Genomic DNA, 21,097 nt, shown 5'->3' with positions numbered 1-21,097 from the left:
GCCGCCGAGCAGGCCGTACGAGCCGGCCGGACGCACGGGCTCAGGCCACGAACGTCCGGGGGGCCTCCGTGCCCGTGGTCACGCCCGTCCGGACCAATCGCGCGGCCGAGGCCAGCCGCGCCGCCGCCTCCTCGGCAACCGGGCCGCCGACCGTGAACGGCAGCCGCACGTACCCCTCGAACGCACCGTCCACCCCGAAGCGCGGCCCCGACGGGACGCGGACGCCGACCCGCTCGCCGACCTCGGCGAGGCGCGAGCCGGAGAGCCCCCCGGCCCGGACCCACAGGGTCAGACCGCCCTGTGGCACCTCGAACTCCCAACTGGGCAGTTCCCGGCGGAGCGCCGCCACCAGCGCGTCACGGTTCTCGCGGGCCTGGGTGCGGCGCAGCCCCACCGCCTCGTCCCAACCACCCGTATGCATCAGCCAGTTGACGCCCAGCTGCTCCAGCACGGGGGTGCCGAGGTCCGCGTACGCGCGAGCCGCCACGAGCGAACGGATCACGTCGGGCGCGGCACGGACCCACCCGATCCGCATGCCCGCCCAGAACGCCTTGCTCGCCGACCCGACCGTGAGGACCGTGGAACCGGCCGGATCGAAGGCGCAGACCGGCCTCGGCATCTCGACGCCGTCGTCGAGTCGGAGCTCGGACATCGTCTCGTCGACGACGAGGACCGTTCCGGCGGACCGTGCCGCGTCCACCAACTGCCTCCGCTGGTCCTCGTCGGCCAGTGCACCGGTGGGGTTGTGGAAGTCCGCGACCACGTAGCCGAGCCGGGGGGCCGCGTCGCGCAGGACCTGCCGCCAACGGGACAGGTCCCAACCCTGCAGCCCCTCGGCCATCGCGACCGGCACCAGCCGCGCCCCGGCCTCCCGCATCAGCTGCAGGATGTTGGCGTAGCTGGGCGACTCGACGGCGATGCGTTCACCGCGCCCCGCGAACAGGTGGCAGATCGCGTCGATCGCCCCCATCGCCCCGGTGGTCACCATGATCTGCTCGGGCATCGTCGGGATGCCGCGCTCGGTGTACCGGTCGGCGAGCATCCTGCGCAGCGCCGGAAGTCCGGCGGGGTAGTCGCCGTGCGTGTGCGCGTACGGCGCCAGTTCCTCCAGGGCGCCCTGGATGGCCTTGGTGAGCCACGGCTCGGGGGCCGGGAGTGCGGCGCAGCCGAGGTCGATCATGGACCCCAGCGACTCCGGCGGGAGGGGCTCCAGACCGCGTGCGGGGAGCGGATTGCCCGCGGGCACCGCCGTCCAGCTGCCCGCGCCTCTGCGGGACTCCAGGAACCCCTCGGAGCGCAGGGCCTCGTACGCCGCCGCGACGGTCGTACGACTGACGGCGAGCGACAGCGCGAGCTCGCGCTCGGCGGGCAGCCGGGCGGCGACCGGCACCCTGCCTTCCAGCACGAGGAGTCGGATGCCGTCCGCCAGCGCGCGGTAGGCCGGCGGCTTGCGCGTGCCGGGGCCGGCCGGGCGCGGCGCCTGCGCATTGAGCTGTCGGGCCAGCTGCGCCGCTCCGACCGCTGAAGTCCACTGCGCCATGAAAGTCAGTCCACCTTCCCCGAATTGGCCATGGTTGGCATCGGTTCCCCCGCCACAGAGTGTCATGCATCAGTCCACTCTCACCACTGGGGGGCAGTTCCTTGTCCATCACGTCCCGCCTGCGCGCCACGAACGTCGCCGGCAGGCTGCTGCGGCTCTACGTCGGCCTGGCGCTCTACGGGGCAAGCTCCGCGGCACTGGTGCGGGCCGGTCTCGGGCTGGAGCCCTGGGGGGTGCTGCACCAGGGGATCGCGGGACGGACCGGGCTGAGCATCGGCGTCGTCTCGATCGTCGTCGGCGCGGTCGTCCTGCTGCTGTGGATCCCGATCCGGCAGCGGCCCGGGCTCGGAACCGTCTCCAACGTCGTGGTGATCGGCGTGGCGATGGACGCGACCCTGGCCCTCGTGCCCACCGTGCACGGCCTCGGCGCACGGATCCCCCTGATGATCGCGGGGATCGTCCTCAACGGCGCGGCAACCGGCCTGTACATCTCGGCTCGGTACGGCCCGGGGCCGCGGGACGGGCTGATGACGGGCCTGCACCGGCTCACGGGCCGCTCCATACGGCTGGTACGGACGTCGATCGAGGTGGCGGTGGTGGCCACCGGCTTCGCACTCGGGGGGTCGGTCGGCGCGGGGACGGTCGCCTACGCCCTGGCCATCGGCCCGCTGGCCCAGCTCTTCCTGCGCGTCTTCGCCGCCCCTGGGGCGGGCAGCCGCAGCACGGTGGTCGCCGGGACGAAACCCGAGCAGGTCATACTGCGTCCGTGACTCGCGCATCGCACTCCAGGCACCCCTACCTCGACCACCCGTTCCCGATCCCGTTCGCCCATCGCGGCGGCACTGCCGACGGGCTGGAGAACACCGCGGCTGCCTTCCGGCGCGCGGCCGCGACCGGCTACCGGTACTTCGAGACGGACGTGCACACGACCGCCGACGGGAAGCTCGTCGCGTTCCACGACCCGACCCTCGACCGGGTGACCGATGCCCGCGGGCGGATCGCGGACCTGCCCTGGGGCGAGGTGAGCCGCGCACGGGTGGCCGGCCAGGAGCCGCTGCCGCTCTTCGAGGACCTTCTGGAGGAGTTCCCCGAGGCCCGCTGGAACGTGGACATCAAGGCCGAGGGCGCGCTTGAGCCGCTGGTCGACCTGGTGTGCAGGACCGCCGCCTGGGACCGGGTCTGCGTCGGCTCGTTCTCGGAGGGCAGGGTCGCACGCGCACAGCGGCTGGCGGGGCCCAGGCTGGCGACTTCCTTCGGCGTGCGCGGGGTGATGGGGCTCCGACTGAGGTCCCTCGGCCTCCCCGCCGCGCTGCGCTCCGGGGCGGTGTGTGCGCAGGTTCCGGAATCCCAGGGCGGGATCAGGGTGGTGGACCGGCGCTTCGTCCGCGAAGCGCACGCCCGCGGGCTCCAGGTGCACGTGTGGACCGTGAACGATCCGGAACGGGTGGCCACTCTCCTCGACCTCGGGGTGGATGGCATCATGACCGATCATTTGGAGATGCTGCGCACGGTGATGACGGACCGGGGAGTCTGGGCCTGAGCACCGCGCGTCTCCACCACGGCAGGAGTGAGGGGGGCGCGGCGTGACCGCTGGCACCGCGGACAGAACCGCCGGAACGGACGACGCCGATCGTCGGCGCGAGCAACATGGGTGGTACTTCTACGACTTCGCCTGCTCCGTCTATTCGACGAGCGTGCTCACGGTGTTCCTCGGCCCCTACCTGACGGCCGTGGCACGGGCCGCGGCGGATGCGGACGGCTTCGTCCATCCGTTGGGCATACCGGTCCGCGCCGGCTCGTTGTTCGCGTACGCCGTCTCCGCATCAGTGGTGCTGGCGGTGCTGGTGATGGCGATGGTGGGCGCCATCGCGGATCGCACCGGCCGCAAGAAACCGCTCCTCGCCGTGTGCGCCTACCTGGGGGCGTGCGCCACCGCGGCGATGTTCTTCCTGGACGGCGACCGCTATCTGCTGGGCGCGTTCCTGCTGATCGTGGCGAACGCCTCGCTGTCGGTGTCCATGGTGCTCTACAACGCCTACCTGCCGCAGATCGCCGGCCCCGAGGAACGCGACACGGTGTCCTCGCGGGGCTGGGCCTTCGGCTACACCTCCGGTGCCTTCGTCCTCGTACTCGATCTCGTGCTCTACTCCGGTCACGACTCCTTCGGACTGTCGGAGTCGGAAGCCGTCCGCATCTGCCTCGCCTCGGCGGGACTCTGGTGGGGCGCCTTCACGCTCGTCCCCATGCGGCGGCTGCGCGACCGAAGGGCAGCCGCGCGCGCGGAGGACGGCCCGCACGGCGGCGGCACCGTGGGGGCGGGCTGGCGGCAGCTGGTGGCAACCCTGCGGGACATGCGGCGGTACCCGCTGACGCTGTCCTTCCTGCTCGCCTACCTCGTCTACAACGACGGGGTGCAGACCGTGATCTCGCAGGCTTCGGTGTACGGCTCGGAGGAGCTGGGCCTGGACCAGACGACGCTGATCACGGCGGTGCTGCTGGTACAGGTCCTGGCGGTGGCGGGAGCCCTGGGCATGGGACGGCTCGCAGGGACGTACGGCGCGAAGCGCACCATCCTGGGCTCCCTCGCGATCTGGGCCCTGATCCTCGGCTTCGGCTACTTCCTGCCCGCCCGGACCCCGGTGTGGTTCTACGTCCTCGCCGCCGGGATCGGTCTGGTGCTCGGTGGCAGCCAGGCGTTGTCCCGCTCGCTGTTCTCACATCTGGTGCCGCGCGGCAAGGAGGCCGAGTACTTCTCCGCCTACGAGATGAGCGACCGCGGGTTGAGCTGGCTGGGGCCACTGGTGTTCGGTCTGACGTACCAGCTGACGGGCAGCTACCGGGATGCCATCGTCTCTTTGGTGATCTTCTTCGGACTGGGGTTCGTGCTGCTCGCGCGGGTTCCCGTGAGGCGTGCGGTGGCCGCTGCGGGGAACCCCGTACCGAAGCGGATTTAGACGCCGAAGTGAAAGGCCGGTAGTGTACGCCTTTGGCCTGCCAGGCGGACCGTTACTGCGTGCTGAAGGACTCAAAACGCTGGGTGACACTTTCTGCCAGATGTGACAAACCGGTCACTGGTGGGTACCCAAACCCTGGAAAAGAGCGGCACGACGGGCGACGACGCATGACCCGCAACGGGAATCTTTACCGCCGACCGGACGTTGACCGGATGACGACGACAGCGACACCTGTCCTGTGGGCGACAAGCCCGGGAGGCACGATTCATGAGTGAGCGAGCTCTTCGCGGCACGCGCCTCGTGGTGACCAGCTACGAGACCGACCGCGGCATCGATCTGGCCCCGCGCCAGGCGGTGGAGTACGCATGCCAGAACGGACATCGTTTCGAGATGCCGTTCTCGGTTGAGGCGGAGATTCCGCCGGAGTGGGAGTGCAAGGCGTGCGGCGCCCAGGCACTCCTGGTGGACGGGGACGGCCCCGAGGAGAAGAAGGGCAAGCCCGCGCGTACGCACTGGGACATGCTCATGGAGCGGCGCACCCGCGAGGAGCTCGAGGAGGTGCTGGCCGAGCGGCTGGCCGTCCTCCGCTCCGGAGCCATGAACATCGCCGTGCATCCGCGTGACAGCAGGAAGTCCGCCTAACGACGACCACCACAGCGCACGGAGAACGAGCCGCGGGCTGCCGCACACACCACGTGTGCCGCAGCCCGCGGCTCGTTCTCCGGAGGATCCCCCGCCCTGTGCGGCCGGGGCCGCCCCGGACGTCCACGGCGCACCCCTGGCCGTCGCGAGCGGCTCGCCGGGCCCGGGGAACGGCACCGCACGGTTCCCGGCCCCTCGGGGCCGTCCGGCGGCTCGGCGACTCGACTGGGGCGGCTTGCACGGCGGTGGCGACGCACCGGGCCGAGCGGCGGCGCACGCACGGCACGGGTGGCGGCACCGGGCGCGCCCCGGCCCCTCGGACGGGACGCGGCCAGCCCGTCCGACCGCGTCTACCGGACCAGCGGCGGGCGCGGGCCTTCGTCCGGACGCGGCGGGCTGGTCACGTCCTCCCGGATGACCTCGCCCGGCACGACCTTGCCGTCCGGACGGTGCATGCGGGCCTGTTGGAAGACGTCGCCGAGGGATCCGGGAGCGGCCTTGCGCATCCGGCGCTCCAGCGACCCCTCCACGAGGCGGCCGGCGACCGACCTGACCGGGGGCACGAGCAGCAGCAGTCCGGCGACGTCGGAAATCAGTCCCGGGATCATCAGGAGCAGCCCCGCCAGCATCACGAAGCCGTTGCCGGGCCCCTGGCGCTCGGCGGTGATCGAGGGTGCCGCACCCGGCTGCTGCTGGCGCTGCAGGGTCTCGGTGAGGTTCCTCAAGGCCCGCCGCCCGGCCCGCTTGGCGACCACCACGCCGAGCACGCCACCGCCCACGAGCAGGGCGAAGACGGTGACCCCGCCCGCCGCCGAGGCCACCAGGGTCAACAGCCAGATCTCGAGCACCAGCCACGCGGCGATGCCCAGCGGGACGAGGGTGCGGGCGCGTGAGCGCTTCGGGGCGGTCGGGGTGCGTACGCCGGTCGTCATGCCCCCAGTGTGCCTGGCCGCCCGCCGGGACGGCGTAAGGGCGGGATCAGGAGGACGGCGGTGAGGACGGCCCGGCCGGGCGCTTGCCGAGCAGTCGGCCCGCCCGCGCTCCGACGCCCCAGGCGGTGACCCGCCACAGCGCCTCGACGAGGATGTCCTTGCTCATCTTCGAGTCGCCGCGCTCGCGTTCCACGAAGGTGATCGGGACCTCGACGACGTGGAACCCGGCTGCCACGGCCCGGCGGGCCAGATCGACCTGGAAGCAGTAGCCGGCGGACGCCACGTCATCCAGCCCGAGCCCCGCCAGGGTCTCGCTGCGGAAGGCCCGGTAGCCGCCGGTGACGTCGCGGATGGGGACGTCGAGCAGGACCCGCGAGTAGAGGCTGCCGCCCCGCGAGATGTACTCGCGGGACTTCGGCCAGTTCACGATCCGCCCGCCCGGAACCCAGCGGGAGCCGAGGACGAGGTCGGCGCCCTTGAGCGCGGTGAGCAGCCGCGGCAGCTCCTCCGGCTGGTGGGAGCCGTCGGCGTCCATCTCGACGAGGACGCCGTACCCGTGGTCCAAGCCCCAGCGGAAACCGGCCAGGTAGGCCGCGCCGAGCCCTTCCTTGCCCTTGCGGTGCAGAACGTGCACCCTGCCGTCCTCGGCGGAGATCTCGTCGGCGATCTTCCCGGTGCCGTCGGGGCTGTTGTCGTCGGCGACCAGGATGTCCACATCCGGTACGGCGGAGCGAACCCGCGAGACGATCGGCTTGATGTTCTCGGCCTCGTTGTAGGTCGGGATGATCACCAAGGCTCTGCCCAGCGGGCCGTACCGCCTCTGACCGCCGTCGTTCACTTCTGCCCCTTTAACGTCCGTACGCGAAGACCCACCATAGCGAGCGGCGGTGACGGATCTGCGACGGCACGGGCGGGACGGGCGGGCGGGGCGGTACCGCGGACACCGCCACGAACGGATCGGACCCGGCGTCCTTCGGGCCGGCCTGGGACCCGCTGGCTGCGGATCGCCCGAGAGCCGTTGTCTACTGAACGCCGGGCCCCACCCGGGTCGCACCTTCCCCCAAGCTCACGCGGAGCAGGGGGGACCCCTACCGGCCGGAGCCTTCCCTCGCCCCGAGGCGCGGGCGCTGAACCTGGCTCCCAGTGGTGCTGCGCCTGTCCGGCGCCTCACCCCCTGACCCAGCGGCGTTCGACGACTGCGTGGAGACTCGACCGGTCGGACGTCCCGTGGTGGACTCGGCCGAACCTACCCGCCTTCGGGCGGACTCTGTCAACAGTCGTGCAAACTGGAGCGATTGATCGAACGGGCTGGTCAGCGCAGAAGATCCGCAGGTCGCGACGGAGCACATGGAGCAGTGACCGAGGGGGCGAAATACCCCGATGTCACTCGTTCGGTCGCACGTAGACCGTTTGTCCGAAGACAACGGTCCGCAGACACGTGGGGAGGGCCGCACCGGGGCTCAGATCGGGCAGCCCGGGAGTGCCGGAGCGGGGGTCCGTGGACCAGCGGGCGACCCGGTCGTCCGGGGCCTGGACGACGAGGTCGCCCGTACGCCACACGGCGTAGTCCGCGGGCGCGCCGGGCACCAGCGTGCCCGCGTCGTCCCGTCCACTCGCCCGCCAGCCGCCCCGGGTGTGGGCGGCGAACGCGGCGCGTACCGAGATCCGGTGCTCGGGGGTGCGGTGGAAGGCGGCGGCGCGTACCGCGCCCCAGGGATCGAGCGGGGTGACCGGGCTGTCCGAACCGAACGCGAGCGGCACTCCCGCGCGCAGCAGCGAGGCGTACGGGTTGAGAGTGCGGGCCCGCTCGACGCCCAGGCGGCTGGCGTACATGCCGGTGTCACCGCCCCACGCGGCATCGAAGGCGGGCTGGACGGAGGCGGTGAGCCCGAACTCGGCGAAGGCGGCGACCGTCTCCGGGGTCGGCATCTCGGCGTGTTCGATCCGATGGCGACCGGCCCTGATGCGGTCCAGCCCCAGGGCGGACGCGGCGGCTCTCATCCCCTCGACCACGTTGGCGAGCGCATGATCGCCGATGGCGTGGAAGCCGGCCTGGATCCCGGCCTCGGTGCAGGCCGTGACATGGGCGGCGACGGCTGCCGCGTCCAGGTACGCGACCCCGGCGTGCCCCGCGTCCGCATACGGTTCGTGGAGGCAGGCCGTGTGGGAGCCGAGCGAGCCGTCGGCGAAGAGGTCGCCGGCCGCACCTGAGGCCCCGAGGGCACGCGCACGCTCCACGTCCGTGTCCGCCCAGTAGCCCACGACCCGCGGCCCGTGCTCCTGCGCCGCCGTCTCGAGCAGTCCCGTGAAGTCGTCCTCGGAGGAGATGTCGGGGCCGCCGCACTCGTGCACGGTGCCGATGCCGAGGGACGCGGCGCGCCGGAGCGCGGCCGACTGTGCCTCGGACCGCTGCCCGGGCGACACGGCGGCGTACGCGGCGGCACGCACGGCGTGATGGGCGGCCTTGGTGAGCGGCTCGCCGTCCCGGAAGCCGGGCATGTCGCGGACACCGGGCACGAGGTCGAGCAGCGCGGTGGTGACGACCGCCGAGTGGACGTCGGCCCGGGTGAGGTAGAGCGGGCGACCGCCGGTGAGTTCGTCCAGCTCGTCACGGCGGGGCGGCCGCTGCTCGGGCCAGCGGGACGCGTCCCAGCCGTGCCCGATGAGGATGCGGTCCGCGGGACGGGCCGCGGCGTGGTCCCGGATGCGCGCGGCGGCCTCGGCGAGCGAGGCCGTACCGGTGAGGTCGAGCCCGGTGAGAGCGAGCCCGGTCGCCGTCGCGTGGACGTGCGCGTCCACGAACGCGGGGGCGACCAGCGCGCCTTCCAGGTCGATCACCTCGTCGACCCCGGCGGCGAACGCGTCCGCCGCCCCCTCGGAGCCCACCCAGGCGACGTGCCCGCGCTCGACGACCATGGCGGTGGCGAACGGATCGGCGGGGCTGTGGATGTCTCCACCGCGCAGCAGCACGGTGCGGTGTTCTGCCGGGGGCACGCTGTCACTCATGCAGGACAGCCTAGATTCGCGGCGGCCGTGCCTCGTACGGGGTCGAGAGGACCACGGTGGTGCGGGTGGACACACCGGCCAGCGAGCGGATCTGGGTCAGCAGTTCCTCCAGTTCCAGGGGTGTGCCGACACGGACCTTGAGGATGTAGTTCTCGTCGCCGGCGACACTGTGGCAAGCCTCGATCTCGGACACCCCGGCGAGCCGCTCGGCGATGTCGTCGGGGGCGCTCGGGTCGAACGGTTTCACCGAGATGAACGCCGTGAGGGGCAGTCCCACCTCCTCGGGGTCCACGACGGCTGCGTACCCGCGGATGACACCGCGTTGTTCGAGCCGCCGCACCCGCTGGTGCACCGCCGAGGTGGACAAGCCGGTGGCCTTGCCCAGGTCGGTGTAGCTCATGCGCCCGTCCCTGACGAGCAACTCGACGATCTGACGATCCAGCTCCTCCATGCGGATCAACCTATGGCCACCGGGCCCTTCCGGCACAGTCGGCCGCTCCCCGCCGGGGCGCCTGCGGCAGGTGATGTGACCAACACCACAGCCTCCCGGCCGTGTCCTTCGAGACCCTACGGTTACCTCCGGATCCCGGAGGGAAGTGCTTGGTGTGGTCGAGGCCGCAAGCGCCTGGTCGGCCCCACCCGAGGGGGAGAATCTCCATGCAGAGTGTGAAGCGCACCGGACGTACCGAACCGGAGCCTGTCGATTCCGTCGGATCCCACGAGGACGGCGAGGACTTCTACGACACATTCGAGATGTACCGGGTGATCTGCCCGGACTGTGCGCAGCCGATCGCGCTGCTCGCCGACGAGGACGTGCTGCCCGAGCACGCCCTGTGCCCGACGCCCTGGAACCCGTTCGTGCTCTCGGTGTGCGCCGGCACCGGCCGGCCGGCGGCCGACGCACGTCCCGCCGACGAGACCCGCGAGGTCCAGGAGCAGGACACCTCGCTGCTGCTGACGCTCCCTCAGGGGCTCGACTGGCGGATGCAGCCGTTCTCCCACGTGGGCGGACCGGGTTCGCGTCCGATCAGAGTCCCGGTGGTCCGCCGGGCCGCATGAGCCCGCTCGGACGTCCGCAGTCCCAGGTCCCGCTCGGCCCCGTTGCGGTCCGGCCGGCCGCTTCCGATCCGACCGGCCACTTCCGTCGGCAGTGACATCCCCCGCGGCACGGAGGTCGCCCCGCCGTGCCGCGGGGCACGGCGCGACGCCCCGATCTCCGGGCGGGCGGCGCGGTCAGCCCCTGCCGGCGGAGCGCTCAGGCGCCCGGTGGGGCGTCGCGAGCCCCGCCGACGGTGCGGCCTCGGCATACGTCAATCACGCGCAGGGCCCACACCCCCGTTCGTGGTCGGCGTCACCCCGAGGGACTGCAGCCGCCACGGTCGCCGGGGCGCTCTGGGCACCCCATCCCGGCTGCTCATCGCGGCCGGGGCGTTCCGGGGCGCCGTCCCGGGTACGTGGCGAACTGGCGCCCGATTCGGCGCACCGGTGACCCCGAACGGCCGATCGGCGTTGCCCGGGCATGAGTCCGCAGTACACCACGGGCGGCCAGGGCCGCCGACGACTGTTGACACCGCGTCACGAAGAATCGGTTCCGCGTTCGGCCGATCCGCCCATCTACCGTGATCTGATCCGCCGTTGGGCGAGCGACGGACGGACTCTTCCCGGTCGCCGGGACCAGGAGTGGAACAGGCTGACGGCCGCCCCGGTGTGGATCGAAAGGACGGGATGGGTCAGCGGGACTCTGGCCCCGCGAGGTGACGGGCGATGACCATGCGCTGGATCTGGTTGGTGCCCTCGACGATCTGCAGCACCTTCGCCTCGCGCATCAGCCGCTCGACCGGGAAGTCCGCGGTGTAGCCGTAGCCGCCGAGGACCTGCACGGCGTCCGTCGTCACCTGCATCGCCGCGTCCGTGCAGAACAGCTTCGCCATGGCGGCCTGTGCCGAGAAGGGGCGACCGGCGTCCCGCAGCCGCGCTGCGGCCAGGTACAGCGCACGGCCCGCCTCGATCTTCGTCGCCATGTCGGCGAGCATGAAGCGCAGCCCCTGGAAGTCCGCAATGGGGTGCCCGAACTGCTGCCGGCTCCTGGCGTACGCGACCGACTCGTCCAGCGCCGCCTGGGCGACTCCCACCGAGCACGCGGCGATGCCCAAACGCCCCGAGTCCAGCGCCGACAGGGCGATCGCGAAGCCCTGCCCCTCCTCCCCCACGCGGCGGGAGTCCGCCACGCGAACCCCGTCGAAGTGCAGCTGGGCGGTCGGGGACCCCTTCAGGCCCATCTTCTTCTCGGGCTCCGCGGCGCTGAGCCCGCCCGCGTCCCCCGGCACCAGGAACGCCGTGATCCCGTGCGCCCCCTCGCCGCCCGAGCGGGCGAGGACGGTGTAGAAGTCGGCGACGCCGCCGTGCGTGATCCAGGCCTTGGTACCCGTGATCACCCACTCGCCCCCGTCCCGTACCGCCTTCGTCCGCAGGGAGGCCGCGTCCGAGCCCGATGACGGCTCGGAGAGGCAGTACGCCCCGAGCAGCTCGCCGCCCAGCATCGCGGGCAGTTGCTCCGCCCGCTGTTCCTCCGTCCCGAAGTGGGCGAGCGCATGGCAGGCGAGGGAGTGCACGCTCACCCCGAGCCCCACGGTGAGCCGGGCCGCGGCGAGCTCCTCAATGACCTGCAGGTGGACCTCGTAGGGCTGGTCCCCGCCGCCGTATGCGGATCCGTACGGGAGACCGAGCAGCCCGGCACGCGAGAGCAGCGAGAACGTCCCGCGGGGAAAGACGCCCGCGTTCTCCTCCTCGGCCGCGCGGGGAACGATCTCCCGCTGGGCGAGGTCACGGACCAGGGCGATGAGGTCCCCGGCCTCCTCGGTGGGCAGCATGCGTTCCACGTGCTGCCCAGGGCGGTCGGACATGGGGCGCACTCCTCCCCTTGCGGGCGCTTCGGCGGTCGCGCGGGGGCCGGCGACGCCGGCCTGCGGAGAGCCAGCGTGCGCTCACTGTTCGCGGGAGTCGCCGGGGCCGGCTGCCGTTGCGTGGTGAGTATGCCCCGTCCGGCAGGGCCGTCACGGAGGGCGAGCCGATTTCGCCCGCATGGGCAGACGTCCCGGTGCAGGACGGCCCCCGCGGAGCGTCACATGAGCCCGGTCTGGGTGACGAGCATGGCGAAGACGACGACCAGCGTCCAGCCGAGGACGTGCTCCACGATCCTGGGGCCGTTGTCAGGGCCGCCGGAACGGGTCCGGCGGCGGGTTCGGGCAGCGGTGGTGGCGCTTGCGGTCATGGCATCTCGCTCGTTCGGCTGGCAGTGTGCGTCCCCCGGCCGACCACGGTGCCAGGGGATCCCCGGGAGGGCAGTGACACCGGTCACCCCTCTCCCGGGGAATCAGCGCGCCGGGCCCGCGTCAGCGGATGCCGAGGGCGGCGAGGGCCTTGCGCTGCGCGGCGGTCGGGCTCTCGGGCCAGTAGACGTAGCAGACGCCCCCTGTGCCCGACGCAACTCTCCCCCGCGCGTCGTACCGCTTCGTCCGGAGCCAGATCGTCTCCCACTGCGCCCGACGGTAGACGCGGCGGACGGCGGCGTTGCTCGGGGACGCCGGGTCATTGGCGATCACGTCGCCGGCCCGGGTGAAGCCGATCACGGTCATCAGGTGGCCGGAGGTGCCGTACCCGGCCCCGGTGAGCTCCTCCTTGCGGAACGACTGCGAGGTGATCACCGGGATTCCGGCCCGTACCAGCGACTCCAACTGCCCGAGGGACTCCAGCCGGGTCACTACCGCGTTCATGTCCCGGTACGTGGCGGCGTAGGCGGCGTTGAACGGCCAGTTGCCGCACCCCTTGTACTGGTAGTCGTAGGTGTGGCGGGCGGCGTGACAGACCTGGGGGTCGCTGAAGGAGGGGTTCACCCAGGCGAGGTCCCGCGCCGTGGGACGCCGGCCCCAGAACTCGACCGTCATCTGCGAGGACGTGGGGCTGCACCACGCCTCGCCGCCGTTGTCGTACTCGGGGTACTGGCCGGTGTGGACGTTCTGCGAGTAGCGGGGCACGGCGAGCTCCCCGGCGAAGGCGGGCGCCGAGGCCGGGACGGAGAAGCGGTCCGGGACGTCGGAGACCATCGCCCCGGTGCGCCACACGGTGGGGCTGAGGGCGGTGCCCGGCTTGCGGTAGAGGGTGAGGCGCAGCCGGTACGAGGTCAGCCTGAGCCCGCTCGCCGGGGCGCGGAGGGCGAGGGTGTCGGTCCGGACGGTGGCCTTCCCGTCGGTCTGGCGGTCGATGGAGTTCCGGCGGATGTCGCCGTCCCCGGCCGCCCAGCGGCCCATGACGAACCACGGGGAGGACGTGCCGTCCGAGTACGTCCCCGAGAGCTGGATCCTCAGCCAGGTACCGGGCGGGGTGTGGGCGTTCCACGACGCGACGGCCTCGGTGGCCGGAACCCTCGGGCGGTGGACGGGCGAGGTCCACATCGCGTACTCCCAGGATGTGACCTTCCCGGTGTACGGATCGGTGTAGTTCGTGCGCCCCAGGGGGGTCGCGATCACGATGCCGGGGCGGCTGCCCAGGACGGCGCGGGTACCGGTGTGGCCGCCGCTCAGCCAGTCGGCGTACGAGGTCCAGAAGTGGTTGTCCACGAGCGGCCGGGCCGCGGCGGCGCCCGGTGCGGCGGCTGCGGGGACGGCCGGTGACAGCGTGCTCCCACCGGCCGCGGCAGCCAGGGCGGCGGTCAGCAGGGTGCGGCGCGAAGCAGGTCTGGGCATGCGGACTCCAGAGGTCGGGGGCGCTGCAGTGGGGCAACTATCCCGGTTCGGGCCGGGCGGCTGTCGGTCATTCGGCCCGCGTCGCCCCGTGAATGGCCGGCGGGCGGCCCGTGCGCCCGGCCACGGGCACGGCGTCCGAGGTCGTCCGGTGCTGCGACCTGCGGTGTCCACGACATCCATGGGGGCGCCCCGTAGGCTGGCGCCCATGAGTCCCGACCGTTCCCTCGACGGCGCCGCCGCCGCGCTGCGCGCCCTTCCGGCGTCCTGCGGCCCGGTGCGGCTGATCGCGGTCGACGGGCACGCGGGGTCGGGCAAGAGCACGTTCGCGGACCGGCTGGCCGGAGCGCTCGGTGGAGCGCCGGTGCTCCACCTCGACGACATCGCCACCCACGATGAACTCTTCGCATGGACCGGGCGGTTGCTCGACCAGGTGATCGCCCCCCTGTCACGCGGGGAGGACGCCGGCTACCCGCCGTACGACTGGGAGCTGCGCCGTTTCGGGCCCTCGCGGCCGCTTCCCGCCGCCCCGGTCGTCCTGGTAGAGGGGGTGGGTTCGGGCCGCCGGGCACTGCGTCCCCACCTCGCGCGACTGCTCTGGATGGACCGTGCGGCGCAGGAGTCCTGGGCGCGCGGCCGCCGCCGCGACGGGCCGGCACTGTCCGGTTTCTGGGACGGCTGGACCGTGGCGGAGATCCGCCACTTCGCCGTCGATCCCTCGCGTTCGTACGCCGACGACCTGATACGCGAGTGTCCTGAGGGCTACGAGTGGCGTCCGGGACCTGGGAAGACAGCGGGCACCGCCCGGCACATCACAGAAAGTAACCGTCTGTCCCCTCCGTACTGAGCAGTCAGGAATCCGCCTCGCCGAGTACCCCAACTCCGCTTGACCCAGGGCCCATACAGGTCTTACGTTCTCAATATGCGGCTTTCCGGAGCCGCCCTGACGCGAAGCCCCCGGTTGTTCCCCCGTGATCGGGGGCTTCGTTCTGCCTTCACGCCCCTCCCCCCAGCACCATTCGCGGACCATGTGCTCACCCAGGGTCACCACCCGGGAGGCGATCGGGTCACCCTTATTCGCCCATGCCTGCGCAGGTACGATGCACTTCGGTGCGGTCAAATCCCGTCCGAGACAAGGCGGTTCAGCACGCTCCGACGGGCGCCCGCCCGCCGGGAGGTCACGGGGGCACGGTATGTGGGGGACCGATGGACATCGGCACGCAGGGCGCGCTGGCTCCGGCCGACCTCGCCTGGGTGCGCGGCGTGGACGCCTACACCGTGGGCGCGTATCCGCAGGCGGAAGAGGAATTCAGGGCGGCGGTGCGCCTCGACCCGGGAATGGCCGACGGCTGGCTCGGCCTGCACGCCCTGCGCGTCGACACGACCACGGCCCTGTTGCGGATGTACCGCAACCGGGAGCGCTTCGGCGAGCAGCGTGCCCGATACCGACGCACGCTGAACTCCTGGTACTGGCTTGGGTGGTGGGTGCAGCCCGTGCTGGAGAACCCGCGAGACCTCTTACTCGCGCACGCCTCGCACTGGCTGGACGGGCGGCACGTACCGGAGCTCGATCGGGCGCTCGCCGGGTTGCCCCCCGTCGACGCCGACCCCCAGGTGCGCTTCCTGCACGCCTGTCGGTCCTACCTCGTCAAGGACTGGGAGCAGCTCGTGCGGCACACCGAGCCGCTCGTCGACGACCCGCTGCTCGGGATCGAGGCGGGGTTGTTCGGCGGGATGGCGCGGGTGCGGTTGGAGATGTACGGCCAGGCTGAGCCCCTGCTGTCGACGGCGCTGATGCGCTGCCGCAGCGAGCAGCCGCAGCGCAAGGAGCTTCGCTACTGGCTGGCCCGCGCGCACGAGGGGACCGGGCGCAGCGCCGCCGCGCTGCCGCTGTACCGGGCGGTGCACCGGGTCGATCCGGCCTTCATGGACACGGCTGCCCGGCTCACCGCCATCGCCGAGTACGACGGGATCGACCCCGCCGACGAGTCGGCGGGGCTGGCCACCGTCTCACTGGCCGGCTTGGGTCAGGACGCGGCGGACGCGCAGGGCGAGGCGGACCCGCCGCCGGCCGCGGAGCCCCGACTGGGCACGGATCCGCAGGGGCAGTTCGGAACGACGGGGCCGACCGTGGCCCCGGGCGGCGGTGTGCGGGAGAAGGCTGCCGTACCGCCGCAACAGCCGGCACCGTTCCCGTCCGGCCCCACCGACCCGGTGCTGCTGGCCGAGGCATTGGCGGAGCTCGAGCGGATGGTGGGGCTGGAGCCGGTGAAACGCCAGGTCAAGGCACTGTCCGCACAGTTGAACATGGCGCGGCTGCGAGCCGGCCAGGGGCTTCCCGTGCAGCCCCCGAAGCGCCACTTCGTCTTTTCGGGACCTTCCGGCACCGGCAAGACCACGGTGGCGCGCATACTCGGACGTGTGTTCTATGCACTCGGGCTGCTCGGCGGGGACCACCTCGTGGAGGCGCAGCGGTCGGACCTCGTGGGCGAGTACCTCGGCCAGACGGCCGTGAAGGCCAACGAGCTGATCGACTCGGCCCTCGGCGGGGTGCTCTTCGTCGACGAGGCGTACTCCCTCTCGAACTCCGGCTACAGCAAGGGCGACGCGTACGGCGACGAGGCGCTACAGGTGCTGCTCAAGCGCGCCGAGGACAACCGCGACCACCTGGTCGTGATCCTCGCAGGCTATCCCGAGGGCATGGACCGGCTGCTCGCCGCCAATCCCGGGCTGTCCTCCCGGTTCACCACCCGCGTCGACTTCCCCTCGTACCGTCCGCTGGAGCTGACGGCCATCGGGCGGGTGCTCGCCGCGGCGAACGGAGACCTGTGGGACGACGAAGCCCTGGACGAGCTCCGGTCGATCAGCGGCCACGTGGTGGACCAGGGCTGGATCGACGAGCTGGGCAACGGGCGCTTCCTGCGCACCCTCTACGAGAAGAGCTGCGCCTACCGCGATCTGCGGTTGTCCGGCTACGCCGGCACCCCGACCCGCGAGGACCTCGCCACGCTGCGGCTCGCCGACCTGATGCAGGCCTACGGGGAGGTGCTGTCGGGTCGCGGACCCGTCGGCGGGGATCCGCAGGGACCCACGGGTCCGTGAGGGCGCACAGCCCGAGCCGAGCCGCGTGGCGCCGGCCGCAGGTCACGGCGGACCGCGGCACCAGCCCGCGTGCCCGGACGGGCAGAAGCCCCACGGGCGCCGGACCGCCCGCCGTGCGGAGCGCGGGGCGCCGGCCTCCCCGATCCCCCGGCGTCCCCGATCTCCCGGCCCCTCCGGTCGTCGCCGCGGGGCCGGGGGTGCGTCAGCCGGCCATGGCCTGCTCCGCGGGCGCGCGGCGTGGGGCGGGAGCCGGAGCCCGGTGGTTCGGATCGCGGACCTCGCCGACCAGCATCTCCAGGACGTCCTCCAACGCCACCAGCCCGAGCACCCGGCCCGATGCGTCGGCGACCTGCGCCAAGTGGGTGGCCGCCCGGCGCATGACCGTGAGGGCGTCGTCCAGCGGCAGCTCCGACCGCAGCGTCGCCATGGGGCGCCAGATCTGCTGCGGTACGGCCCGCTCGCGCTCCTCCAGGTCCAGCACGTCCTTGACGTGGAGGTATCCCATGAACGGTCCGCTGCCCTCTCCCCGCACCGGGAAACGGGAGTAGCCCGTGCGCACGGTCAGCTCCTCGACCTGGCGGGGCGTGACCGACGGAGGCACGGTCACCAGGGCCGACCGGGCGATGAGCACGTCCGCGACCGGACGGCTGCCCAGCTCCAGGGCGTCTTCCAACCGCTCCTGCTCCTCGGGATCGAGCAGACCCGCCTGGCCCGCGTCCTCGACCAGCTGACCCAGCTGGTCACTGGTGAAGACGGCCTCGACCTCGTCCTTCGGCTCGACCCTGAACAGCTTCAGCACCACCCGGGCGCAGGCGCCGAGGCCCACGGTCACCGGCCGGCAGAGCCGTGCGAAGCCGACCAGCGCCGGCCCGAGCCACAGCGCGGTCTTCTCCGGGGCGGCCATCGCCAGGTTCTTGGGGACCATCTCGCCGATCACGAGGTGGAGGAAGACCACCACGGCGAGGGCGATCACGTAGCCGAGCGGATGGATCAGAGGCTCGGGCACGTGGAGCACGTGGAAGAACGGCTCCACCAACTGCGCCACGGTCGGCTCCGCGACCGCGCCGAGCGTGAGCGAACAGATGGTGATGCCGAACTGCGCCGCGGCCATCATCTGCGGCAGGTTCTCCAGGCCGTGGAGCACCTGGCGGGCTCGCACCGATCCTGCGCCGCGCTTCGCCGCGTGCGGCTCGATCTGGCTGCGACGCACGGACACCAGGGCGAATTCGGCACCCACGAAGAACCCGTTGGCGAGCACCAGCAGCACCGCGAACACCAATTGGAGGAGGCTCATCGGGCAGCCTCCGCAGCGGCCGGCACGTCAGCGGTGCGCACCAGCCTGACCCGCTCGGCGCGGTAGCGGTCGACCTGGCGCACCGACAACCGCCACCCCGGCAGCTCGGCCCGGTCCCCCGGTACCGGGATCCGGCCGAGGAGGTCGGCCACGAGCCCGGCGAGGGTCTCGTACGGACCGTCCGGGACGTCGAGGCCTATCCGCCGTAGGGTGAGCACCCGGCAGCTGCCGTCGGCGTCCCACGCGGGCCGGCCGTCCTCGGGGGCCGCCGGCGCCAGCTCGGGTCGCCCGTCGCCCTCCGCGTCGTGCTCGTCGCGCACCTCGCCGACGAGCTCTTCGACGATGTCCTCCAGGGTGACCACGCCGGCCGTGCCGCCGTACTCGTCCACGACGACGGCGATCGGCTGTTCGCTGCGCAGCCGCTCCAGCAGCTGCCGCACGGGCAGGGTCTCGGGCACCAGCAGCGGGGGGACGGCGATCCGGCCCACCGGGGTGCGCATCCGCTGGTGCGCCTGCACGGCCAGGGCGTCCTTCAGGTGGACCATGCCGACGATCTCGTCGATGCGGTCCCGGTAGACGGGGAAGCGCGACAGACCGGTGGCACGGGTGAGGTTGAGGACGTCCGCCGCCGTCGCATCGGACTGGAGGGCGCTCATCTTCACGCGCGGGGTCATCACGTGCTGGGCGGTGAGCCGTCCGAGTGACAGGGTCCGCACGAAGAGGTCCGCGGTGTCCTCCTCCAGCGCACCGGCACGGGCCGAGTGGCGGGCCAGGGAGACGAGTTCGCCCGGGGTACGGGCCGACGCCAGCTCCTCTGCGGGTTCGACGCCGAGCATCCGCACGAGCCGGTTGGCGACGGTGTTGAGCAGGGCGATCACCGGCCGGAACACGGTCGAGAACCGGTGCTGCGGGCCGGCCACGAACCGGGCGACCTGAAGCGGCCTGGAGACCGCCCAGTTCTTCGGGACCAGCTCGCCGACCACCATCTGGACGGCGGAGGCGAGCAACATGCCGATGACGACGGCCACGCCGGGTACGGCCGCCTCGGGCAGCCGTACCGCGGCGAGCGGACCGCTGAGGAGCTGCGCGAGGGCGGGCTCCGCGAGCATGCCGACGACGAGCGAGGTGATGGTGATGCCGAGCTGGGTTCCGGAGAGCTGGAACGACAGCTCGCGCAACGCGCGCACGACGCTCCCCGCACGGCGGTCCCCCTCGGCCGCGGCGCGCTCGGCGTCGGCGCGCTCCACGGTGACGAGGCCGAACTCGGCCGCCACGAAGAAGCCGTTGGCGAGGATGAGCAGGAATGCCGCGAAGAGCAGCAGTAGCGGGATGATCATGCCGCCGCCTCCGAGGGGGCGGCGCAGGTACTACCGGACGATCCGTCCATTGCCGGAGGGAATCACTCCTCGGGTCGCAGGTTGCCTCACGGGCCGTCATCGGCCACGCGGGTGTGAGGCGGAGGCGCACCCGGCGCCTCCGCGTCAAGAGTAATCACGACCCCGCCCCGAAGGGCAGGGGCTCAACCGTTGTCCGTGCCGGTGCCGCGCGTTTCCGCGAGGATCCGCAGGGCGCGTGCGTCGCGGATGGCTCGTTCCCGGGCGATTCCGGGCTGGATGCCGAGGACCGGCAGGCTCGTTCCGTCGCTGAGGTCGAGGAACACCCAAGGATCACCCGGTCGGAGGTTCACCCGGAGGATCTGCGCCCATGCGAGCCGGCGGCTACGGGTGAGGTTGACGACCGTGACGCCCTGGTCGTCGGCGACGACCTTGGGACGGCTGAGCAGGGCCAGGACGCCGAAGAAGACCAGCGCGGTGAGGATGAAGCTGATCCGCTCCCCCGGCCCGAGCTTCTCCAGCGCCAGTGCCACGGCTGTGATGACGGTCACCATCGCCGTTCCGGCCGACAGCAGGACGGCGCGGGTGCGCGACGGTCTGAACGTGACCGGGAGGGCAGGAGGTTCCTGCTGTTCGATTTCGGACATCTGTGGTGCGCTCTCCACTGCGTGTTCAGAGGCGGCAGGCGTGGATCGCCGTGGTGAGGATCGCGCGGGCACCCAGCAGGTAGAGGTCGTCCATGACCCGCTGGGCCTCCTTGGCGGGCACCATGGCCCGGACCGCCACCCAGCCCTCGTGGTGCAGCGGGGAGATGGTTGGCGACTCCAGTCCGGGCGTGAGGGCGACGGCCTGCTCCAGGTGCTCGACTCGGCAGTCGTAGTCCATCATCACGTAGGAGCGGGCGACGAGGACGCCCTGGAGGCGACGCAGGAACTGCTGCACCTTGGGTTCTTCGACACCGGCACCGGTCCGCCGGATGACGACGGCCTCGGACGTGAGGATGGGCTCGCCGATCACTTCGAGTCCCGCGTTACGCAGGCTGGTGCCCGTCTCCACGACGTCGGCGATGATCTGGGCGACGCCGAGTTCGATCGCGGTCTCCACGGCTCCGTCGAGGTGGACCACGGACGCGTCGATGCCGTTGTCGGCGAGGTGCTTGGCGACGATGCCCTCGTAGGAGGTGGCGACCGTCAGCCCGTCGAAGTCCTCGACGCCCGCGGCGGTGCCCGGCTTGGTGGCGTACCGGAAGGTGGAGCGAGCGAAGCCGAGCTGGAGGATCTCCTCGGCGCTGGCGCCCGAGTCCAGCAGCAGGTCCCGTCCGGTGATGCCGATGTCGAGGCGCCCGGAGCTCACGTAGATCGCGATGTCACGCGGGCGCAGGTAGAAGAACTCGACCTCGTTCTCCGGGTCGACGAGGACGAGCTCCTTGGAGTCCTTGCGCTGGAGGTAGCCCGCCTCATGGAGCATCTCCCCCGCAGGTCCGGAGAGTGAACCCTTGTTGGGGACGGCGATGCGCAGCATGAGGTGGGCTTCCTTTGTGTGCGGAGGGAGTGT

The 21,097-nt window shown here is 72.1% G+C and carries 19 protein-coding genes; 7 read left to right on the top strand and 12 right to left on the bottom strand.

The genetic code is table 11. The features are described from left to right. Positions 1-40: 40 nt before the first annotated feature. Complete coding sequence (locus tag ACFXOM_RS12650; RefSeq protein ID WP_384942789.1) at positions 41-1,540, bottom strand: PLP-dependent aminotransferase family protein; 1,500 nt, start codon at positions 1,538-1,540, stop codon at positions 41-43. Between the two features lie 101 nt (positions 1,541-1,641). Here ACFXOM_RS12650 and ACFXOM_RS12645 point away from each other — a divergent pair, with 101 nt between their 5' ends. From ACFXOM_RS12645 to ACFXOM_RS12630, 4 genes are all read left to right on the top strand, one after another. Beyond that, a complete protein-coding gene (locus ACFXOM_RS12645; RefSeq protein ID WP_384942791.1) occupies positions 1,642-2,310 on the top strand; it encodes a YitT family protein in 669 nt (222 codons plus the stop codon). After that, positions 2,307-3,080 carry a glycerophosphodiester phosphodiesterase gene (locus ACFXOM_RS12640; protein ID WP_384942793.1) on the top strand — a complete coding sequence of 258 codons (774 nt, stop codon included), beginning with the start codon at positions 2,307-2,309 and terminating at the stop codon, positions 3,078-3,080. Before ACFXOM_RS12645 ends, ACFXOM_RS12640 begins: the two co-directional genes overlap by 4 nt. Before the next feature lie 43 nt (positions 3,081-3,123). Continuing rightward, entirely contained in the window at positions 3,124-4,494 is a 1,371-nt protein-coding gene (locus ACFXOM_RS12635; RefSeq protein WP_385037844.1) for an MFS transporter, read from the top strand. A 267-nt stretch (positions 4,495-4,761) separates the two neighbouring features. Beyond that, entirely contained in the window at positions 4,762-5,136 is a 375-nt protein-coding gene (locus ACFXOM_RS12630) for an RNA polymerase-binding protein RbpA (RefSeq protein WP_003959706.1), read from the top strand. Positions 5,137-5,486: 350 nt separating this feature from the next. On the opposite strand, the gene fxsA is transcribed toward ACFXOM_RS12630, so the two are convergent. The 4 genes from fxsA to ACFXOM_RS12610 form a co-directional block, all read right to left on the bottom strand. Further along, positions 5,487-6,068, bottom strand: a complete 582-nt coding sequence (gene fxsA, locus ACFXOM_RS12625; protein WP_384937879.1) for an FxsA family membrane protein — start codon at positions 6,066-6,068, stop codon at positions 5,487-5,489. Between the two features lie 46 nt (positions 6,069-6,114). Next, positions 6,115-6,906, bottom strand: a complete 792-nt coding sequence (locus ACFXOM_RS12620) for a polyprenol monophosphomannose synthase (protein ID WP_384947095.1) — start codon at positions 6,904-6,906, stop codon at positions 6,115-6,117. 545 nt (positions 6,907-7,451) lie between these two features. Then, positions 7,452-9,074: an amidohydrolase gene (locus tag ACFXOM_RS12615; RefSeq protein WP_384937885.1), complete on the bottom strand. Its 1,623-nt coding sequence runs from the start codon at positions 9,072-9,074 to the stop codon at positions 7,452-7,454. A gap of 10 nt (positions 9,075-9,084) precedes the next feature. Beyond that, positions 9,085-9,525 (bottom strand): Lrp/AsnC family transcriptional regulator, encoded by a 441-nt coding sequence (locus ACFXOM_RS12610; protein WP_384937888.1) that lies wholly within the window; start codon positions 9,523-9,525, stop codon positions 9,085-9,087. 206 nt (positions 9,526-9,731) lie between these two features. On the opposite strand from ACFXOM_RS12610, the gene ACFXOM_RS12605 reads away from it, so the two are divergent. Next, positions 9,732-10,133 (top strand): hypothetical protein, encoded by a 402-nt coding sequence (locus ACFXOM_RS12605; RefSeq protein WP_384937891.1) that lies wholly within the window; start codon positions 9,732-9,734, stop codon positions 10,131-10,133. A gap of 671 nt (positions 10,134-10,804) precedes the next feature. On the opposite strand, the gene ACFXOM_RS12600 is transcribed toward ACFXOM_RS12605, so the two are convergent. From ACFXOM_RS12600 to ACFXOM_RS12590, 3 genes are all read right to left on the bottom strand, one after another. Next, positions 10,805-11,977 (bottom strand): acyl-CoA dehydrogenase family protein, encoded by a 1,173-nt coding sequence (locus ACFXOM_RS12600; protein WP_384937894.1) that lies wholly within the window; start codon positions 11,975-11,977, stop codon positions 10,805-10,807. Between the two features lie 218 nt (positions 11,978-12,195). Beyond that, a complete protein-coding gene (locus tag ACFXOM_RS12595; protein ID WP_385037841.1) occupies positions 12,196-12,345 on the bottom strand; it encodes an SCO1431 family membrane protein in 150 nt (49 codons plus the stop codon). Between the two features lie 121 nt (positions 12,346-12,466). After that, positions 12,467-13,816 carry a peptidase C39 family protein gene (locus ACFXOM_RS12590; protein ID WP_384937899.1) on the bottom strand — a complete coding sequence of 450 codons (1,350 nt, stop codon included), beginning with the start codon at positions 13,814-13,816 and terminating at the stop codon, positions 12,467-12,469. Positions 13,817-14,021: 205 nt separating this feature from the next. Between ACFXOM_RS12590 and ACFXOM_RS12585 the strand changes: the two genes are divergently transcribed. Then, positions 14,022-14,660, top strand: coding sequence for a uridine kinase (locus ACFXOM_RS12585; RefSeq protein ID WP_384937902.1), 639 nt, complete (start codon positions 14,022-14,024; stop codon positions 14,658-14,660). Positions 14,661-15,019: 359 nt separating this feature from the next. Continuing rightward, entirely contained in the window at positions 15,020-16,915 is a 1,896-nt protein-coding gene (locus ACFXOM_RS12580; protein ID WP_384947105.1) for an AAA family ATPase, read from the top strand. Positions 16,916-17,117: 202 nt separating this feature from the next. Here the strand turns inward: ACFXOM_RS12580 and ACFXOM_RS12575 are convergent, their stop codons facing one another. The 4 genes from ACFXOM_RS12575 to hisG form a co-directional block, all read right to left on the bottom strand. Further along, the gene (locus tag ACFXOM_RS12575; RefSeq protein WP_384937907.1) at positions 17,118-18,209 is read right to left on the bottom strand and encodes a hemolysin family protein; all 1,092 of its coding nucleotides are present in this window, start codon (positions 18,207-18,209) and stop codon (positions 17,118-17,120) included. Continuing rightward, positions 18,206-19,546, bottom strand: coding sequence for a hemolysin family protein (locus tag ACFXOM_RS12570; protein ID WP_385037838.1), 1,341 nt, complete (start codon positions 19,544-19,546; stop codon positions 18,206-18,208). Before ACFXOM_RS12570 ends, ACFXOM_RS12575 begins: the two co-directional genes overlap by 4 nt. Positions 19,547-19,728: 182 nt before the next feature. Next, the gene (locus tag ACFXOM_RS12565) at positions 19,729-20,190 is read right to left on the bottom strand and encodes a PH domain-containing protein (protein WP_384937911.1); all 462 of its coding nucleotides are present in this window, start codon (positions 20,188-20,190) and stop codon (positions 19,729-19,731) included. Between the two features lie 25 nt (positions 20,191-20,215). Further along, positions 20,216-21,064, bottom strand: coding sequence for an ATP phosphoribosyltransferase (gene hisG / locus ACFXOM_RS12560; RefSeq protein WP_384937914.1), 849 nt, complete (start codon positions 21,062-21,064; stop codon positions 20,216-20,218). Positions 21,065-21,097: the final 33 nt, after the last annotated feature.

It is taken from the genome of Streptomyces sp. NPDC059169, assembly GCF_042755225.1.
Taxonomy (GTDB): Bacteria; Actinomycetota; Actinomycetes; order Streptomycetales; family Streptomycetaceae; genus Streptomyces.
The sequence above is the reverse complement of the archived record's forward strand: the minus strand, read 5'-3'. Positions and strand labels throughout refer to the sequence as shown.

What these genes read in the sequence shown, in the direction of transcription:
- hisG (WP_384937914.1), bottom strand. Translation starts at nt 21,064, where the DNA reads ATGCTGCGCATCGCCGTCCCCAACAAGGGTTCACTCTCCGGACCTGCG.
- ACFXOM_RS12580 (WP_384947105.1), top strand. Translation starts at nt 15,020, where the DNA reads ATGGACATCGGCACGCAGGGCGCGCTGGCTCCGGCCGACCTCGCCTGG.
- ACFXOM_RS12630 (WP_003959706.1), top strand. Translation starts at nt 4,762, where the DNA reads ATGAGTGAGCGAGCTCTTCGCGGCACGCGCCTCGTGGTGACCAGCTAC.
- ACFXOM_RS12650 (WP_384942789.1), bottom strand. Translation starts at nt 1,540, where the DNA reads ATGGCGCAGTGGACTTCAGCGGTCGGAGCGGCGCAGCTGGCCCGACAG.
- ACFXOM_RS12610 (WP_384937888.1), bottom strand. Translation starts at nt 9,525, where the DNA reads ATGGAGGAGCTGGATCGTCAGATCGTCGAGTTGCTCGTCAGGGACGGG.
- ACFXOM_RS12600 (WP_384937894.1), bottom strand. Translation starts at nt 11,977, where the DNA reads ATGTCCGACCGCCCTGGGCAGCACGTGGAACGCATGCTGCCCACCGAG.
- ACFXOM_RS12595 (WP_385037841.1), bottom strand. Translation starts at nt 12,345, where the DNA reads ATGACCGCAAGCGCCACCACCGCTGCCCGAACCCGCCGCCGGACCCGT.
- ACFXOM_RS12565 (WP_384937911.1), bottom strand. Translation starts at nt 20,190, where the DNA reads ATGTCCGAAATCGAACAGCAGGAACCTCCTGCCCTCCCGGTCACGTTC.
- fxsA (WP_384937879.1), bottom strand. Translation starts at nt 6,068, where the DNA reads ATGACGACCGGCGTACGCACCCCGACCGCCCCGAAGCGCTCACGCGCC.
- ACFXOM_RS12605 (WP_384937891.1), top strand. Translation starts at nt 9,732, where the DNA reads ATGCAGAGTGTGAAGCGCACCGGACGTACCGAACCGGAGCCTGTCGAT.
- ACFXOM_RS12615 (WP_384937885.1), bottom strand. Translation starts at nt 9,074, where the DNA reads ATGAGTGACAGCGTGCCCCCGGCAGAACACCGCACCGTGCTGCTGCGC.
- ACFXOM_RS12570 (WP_385037838.1), bottom strand. Translation starts at nt 19,546, where the DNA reads ATGATCATCCCGCTACTGCTGCTCTTCGCGGCATTCCTGCTCATCCTC.
- ACFXOM_RS12575 (WP_384937907.1), bottom strand. Translation starts at nt 18,209, where the DNA reads ATGAGCCTCCTCCAATTGGTGTTCGCGGTGCTGCTGGTGCTCGCCAAC.
- ACFXOM_RS12585 (WP_384937902.1), top strand. Translation starts at nt 14,022, where the DNA reads ATGAGTCCCGACCGTTCCCTCGACGGCGCCGCCGCCGCGCTGCGCGCC.
- ACFXOM_RS12590 (WP_384937899.1), bottom strand. Translation starts at nt 13,816, where the DNA reads ATGCCCAGACCTGCTTCGCGCCGCACCCTGCTGACCGCCGCCCTGGCT.